General features: G+C 59.6%; 2 rRNA genes. Both read right to left on the bottom strand.

The window, feature by feature from the left end:
* Nucleotides 1-21: 21 nt before the first annotated feature.
* Nucleotides 22-2,969: ribosomal RNA gene (locus AS26_RS13180) — 23S ribosomal RNA — on the bottom strand.
* A gap of 108 nt (nt 2,970-3,077) precedes the next feature.
* Nucleotides 3,078-4,615 (bottom strand): 16S ribosomal RNA (locus AS26_RS13175).
* Together the 16S and 23S rRNA genes form the textbook arrangement of a ribosomal RNA operon.
* Nucleotides 4,616-4,692 lie beyond the last annotated feature (77 nt).

Below are 4,692 nucleotides of genomic sequence, written 5' to 3'. Positions count from 1 at the left end.
CCTTTGTGCATAGGGAGTGTACAGGTGAAGCCCTCGACCGATTCGTATCTGTCCGCTCCACGCATCACTGCGCTTCCACGCCAGACCGATCTACCTCGTCGTCTTCGAGGGGTCTTACTTCCTTCTCGGAATGGGATACGTCATCTTGAGGCGGGCTTCGCGCTTAGATGCTTTCAGCGCTTATCCCTTCCCGACTTGGCTACCCAGCGGTGCCCCTGGCGGGACAACTGGTACACCAGCGGTCGGTTCATCCCGGTCCTCTCGTACTAGGGACAAACCCTCTCACGTATCCTACGCCCGCGGCAGATAGGGACCGAACTGTCTCACGACGTTCTGAACCCAGCTCGCGTACCGCTTTAATGGGCGAACAGCCCAACCCTTGGGACCGACTTCAGCCCCAGGATGCGATGAGCCGACATCGAGGTGCCAAACCTCCCCGTCGATGTGAACTCTTGGGGGAGATCAGCCTGTTATCCCCGGGGTAGCTTTTATCCGTTGAGCGATGGCCCTTCCACTCGGAACCACCGGGTCACTAAGCCCGACTTTCGTCCCTGCTCGACCTGTCCGTCTCGCAGTCAAGCTCCCTTTTGCCTTTGCACGCTACGCGCGATTTCCATCCGCGCTGAGGGAACCTTTGGGCGCCTCCGTTACCCTTTAGGAGGCGACCGCCCCAGTCAAACTGTCCGCCTGACACTGTCCCGCCTCGCGTCCTCACAAGGCCGGTTAGAACAACCGTGTCCCAAGGGTGGTATCCCAACGCCGACTCCACTCAGGCTGGCGCCCAAGCTTCTCCGTCTCCCACCTATCCTGTACATGGAACACCGTTGTCCCATATCAGGCTACAGTCAAGCTCCACGGGGTCTTTCCGTCTAACCGCGGGTAACCTGCATCTTCACAGGTATTACAATTTCACCGGGTCTCTCGTTGAGACAGCGCCCAAGTCGTTACGCCTTTCGTGCGGGTCGGAACTTACCCGACAAGGAATTTCGCTACCTTAGGACCGTTATAGTTACGGCCGCCGTTTACTGGGGCTTCGATTCGGACCTTCGGGGGTCTCCCCCCTAAGCCCTCCTCTTAACCTTCCAGCACCGGGCAGGCGTCAGCCCCTATACTTCGCCTTTCGGCTTCGCAGAGACCTGTGTTTTTGCTAAACAGTCGCTTGGGCCTTTTCACTGCGGCTCTTCCCCTAGGAAGAGCGCCCCTTCTCCCGAAGTTACGGGGCCATTTTGCCGAGTTCCTTAACGAGAGTTCTCCCGCGCGCCTTCGTGTTCTCCACGCGCCCACCTGTGTCGGTTTCCGGTACGGGCACCTTCGGCTCGCTAGAGGCTTTTCTCGGCAGTGTGAACGTCGGGACTTCGGTACTGTACTTCCCTCCCCATCACAGCTCACGCTTCCCGGGGTGCGCATTTCACTACACCCCACGCTCGCTGCTTGGACGGCCTCTTCCATCCGGCCGCTTCCCTCGTCCTCCTGCGTCACCCCTTCGCTCAAACGCCTACGGTGGTACAGGAATGTCAACCTGTTCTCCTTCGACTACGCCTTTCGGCCTCGCCTTAGGTCCCGACTGACCCTGGGCGGACGAGCCTTCCCCAGGAACCCTTGGGCTTTCGGCGGAGGGGATTCTCACCCCTCTTTTCGCTACTCATACCGGCATTCTCACTTCCATGCGCTCCACCAAGCCTCCCGGCTCAGCTTCCCCGCACATGGAACGCTCCCCTACCATGTCTCCATCCCGAGCTTCGGTGTCCGGTTTAGCCCCGTTCCATTTTCCGCGCAGCGCCACTCGACCAGTGAGCTATTACGCACTCTTTCAATGATGGCTGCTTCTAAGCCAACATCCTGGTTGTCTTCGCAGCGCCACATCGTTCCCCACTCAACCGGTACTTCGGGACCTTAGCTGCGGGTCTGGGCTGTTTCCCTCTCGACTACGGACCTTATCGCTCGCAGTCTCACTGCCAGGTTCCTCGACATTGTGGCATTCGCAGTTTGACGAAGCTTGGTAGCCCTCGCGGGCCCCGCACCCCATCAGTGCTCTACCTCCACAACTCATCCCCTGACGCTAGCCCTCAAGCTATTTCGGGGAGAACCAGCTATCACCGGGTTCGATTGGCATTTCACCCCTACCCCCAGTTCATCCCCTGGCTTTTCAACGCCAGTGGGTTCGGGCCTCCATGCGGTGTTACCCGCACTTCACCCTGACCAGGGGTAGATCACCCGGTTTCGGGTCGATGCGGACGAACTTGCGCCCTCTTCAGACTCGCTTTCGCTTCGGCACAGGCTCCTCCGCCTTCACCTCGCTCGCCCGCATCACTCGCCGGTTCATTCTACAAAAGGCACGCCGTCACACCCGGAGGTGCTCCGACTGCTTGTAGGCACACGGTTTCAGGTTCTCTTTCACTCCGCTCCCGCGGTCCTTTTCACCTTTCCCTCACGGTACTGGTTCACTATCGGTCGCCAAGGAGTATTTAGCCTTAGGAGGTGGTCCTCCCAGATTCCTACGGGATTCCTCGTGTCCCGCAGTACTCGGGGTCTGTTTCCACCCTCGTGCAAGCGTTTCGGATACCGGGCTCTCACCGTCTCTGGCCGGCCTTCCCAGACCGTTCTCCTACGCTCCCACTCGGGCTGGCTACCCTGCAGCTCGCCACAAACAGCCCCTCTACCCCGCATGCGCAACGGCTGCAGCCTTTCACACGCATGCGGTTTAGGCTCCTCCGCTTTCGCTCGCCACTACTCACGGAATCGCGGTTGCTTTCTCTTCCTCGGGGTACTGAGATGTTTCACTTCCCCCGGTTCCCCGCTCAAGACCTTTCGGCCTCAAGCTGCTGGCGCTTCCCACCAGCGGGTTCCCCCATTCGGACATCCACGGATCTCAGCCCGCTTACGGCTCCCCGTGGCGTATCGGCGTTCGCCCCGTCCTTCTTCGGCTCTTGGCGCCTAGGCATCCACCGTGTGCCCTTCCTAGCTTCACCTTTCCTCTCCCTATGCACTTGCCAAGGTCCTTCGAGAGAGCTCTCGCTCCCTCAAAACTAAACACACCCCACCACCTTCGCCCGCAACCCTTCGCCCTTGCTCCCTAGAAAGGAGGTGATCCAGCCGCACCTTCCGGTACGGCTACCTTGTTACGACTTCACCCCAATCATCGACCCCACCTTCGGCGGCTGGCTCCCCATAAGGGGTTACCTCACCGACTTCGGGTGTTGCCGACTCTCGTGGTGTGACGGGCGGTGTGTACAAGGCCCGGGAACGTATTCACCGCGGCATGCTGATCCGCGATTACTAGCAATTCCGGCTTCATGCAGGCGAGTTGCAGCCTGCAATCCGAACTACGAGCGGCTTTTTGGGTTTCGCTCCGCCTCGCGGCTTCGCCTCCCTTTGTACCGCCCATTGTAGCACGTGTGTAGCCCAGGACATCAGGGGCATGATGATTTGACGTCATCCCCGCCTTCCTCCGACTTACGCCGGCAGTCACCTGTGAGTCCCCGCCCTTTCGCGCTGGTAACACAGGTCAAGGGTTGCGCTCGTTGCGGGACTGAACCCAACATCTCACGACACGAGCTGACGACAACCATGCACCACCTGTCTCCTCTGCCCCGAAGGGACCCCTCATCTCTGAGGGTGTCAGAGGGATGTCAAGCCCTGGTAAGGTTCTTCGCGTTGCTTCGAATTAAACCACATGCTCCACTGCTTGTGCGGGCCCCCGTCAATTCCTTTGAGTTTCAGTCTTGCGACCGTACTCCCCAGGCGGAGTGCTTATTGGGTTTCCTTCGGCACTGGGGTGTGTCCCCCCAACACCTAGCACTCATCGTTTACGGCGTGGACTACCAGGGTATCTAATCCTGTTTGCTCCCCACGCTTTCGTGCCTCAGCGTCAGTCACTGTCCAGCAAGGCGCCTTCGCCACTGGTATTCCTCCACATCTCTACGCATTTCACCGCTACACGTGGAATTCCCCTTGCCTCTCCAGCACTCAAGTCAAGCAGTTTCCAGAGCCATCCCATGGTTGAGCCATGGACTTTCACTCCAGACTTGCTCGACCGCCTACGCACCCTTTACGCCCAGTGATTCCGGACAACGCTCGCCCCCTACGTTTTACCGCGGCTGCTGGCACGTAGTTAGCCGGGGCTTCCTCACTCGGTACCGTCTCGCATGGGACTTTCCACTCCCCATGCCGCTCTCCCCGAGCAACAGAGCTTTACAACCCGAAGGCCTTCCTCGCTCACGCGGCGTTGCTCCGTCAGGCTTGCGCCCATTGCGGAAGATTCCCTACTGCTGCCTCCCGTAGGAGTCTGGGCCGTGTCTCAGTCCCAGTGTGGCCGGTCACCCTCTCAGGTCGGCTACGCATCGTCGCCTTGGTGGGCCGTTACCCCGCCAACGAGCTAATGCGCCGCGGGCTCCTCTCTCAGCGGCCCATCTGGGCCTTTCCCCGCAAGAAGATGCCCCCTCGCGGGCGCATCCGGCATTAGCGCCCGTTTCCGGGCGTTATTCCGGTCTGAAAGGCAGATTACCCACGTGTTCCTCACCCGTCCGCCGCTGACCTCCGAAGAGGTCCGCTCGACTTGCATGTATTAGGCACGCCGCCAGCGTTCGTCCTGAGCCAGGATCAAACTCTCAATCCAAGCGTTCTATCCTGACCTTTTGTCGCAAAGACTTGCGGGCTCGGTGGTCTCGTGTGTTTAGTTTTCAAGGAGCGATT

The organism is Alicyclobacillus sendaiensis NBRC 100866 (assembly GCF_001552675.1).
Classification (GTDB): domain Bacteria; phylum Bacillota; class Bacilli; order Alicyclobacillales; family Alicyclobacillaceae; genus Alicyclobacillus; species Alicyclobacillus sendaiensis.
Note: the sequence above shows the minus strand (reverse complement) of the source record. Positions and strands in the feature narration are given on the sequence as shown.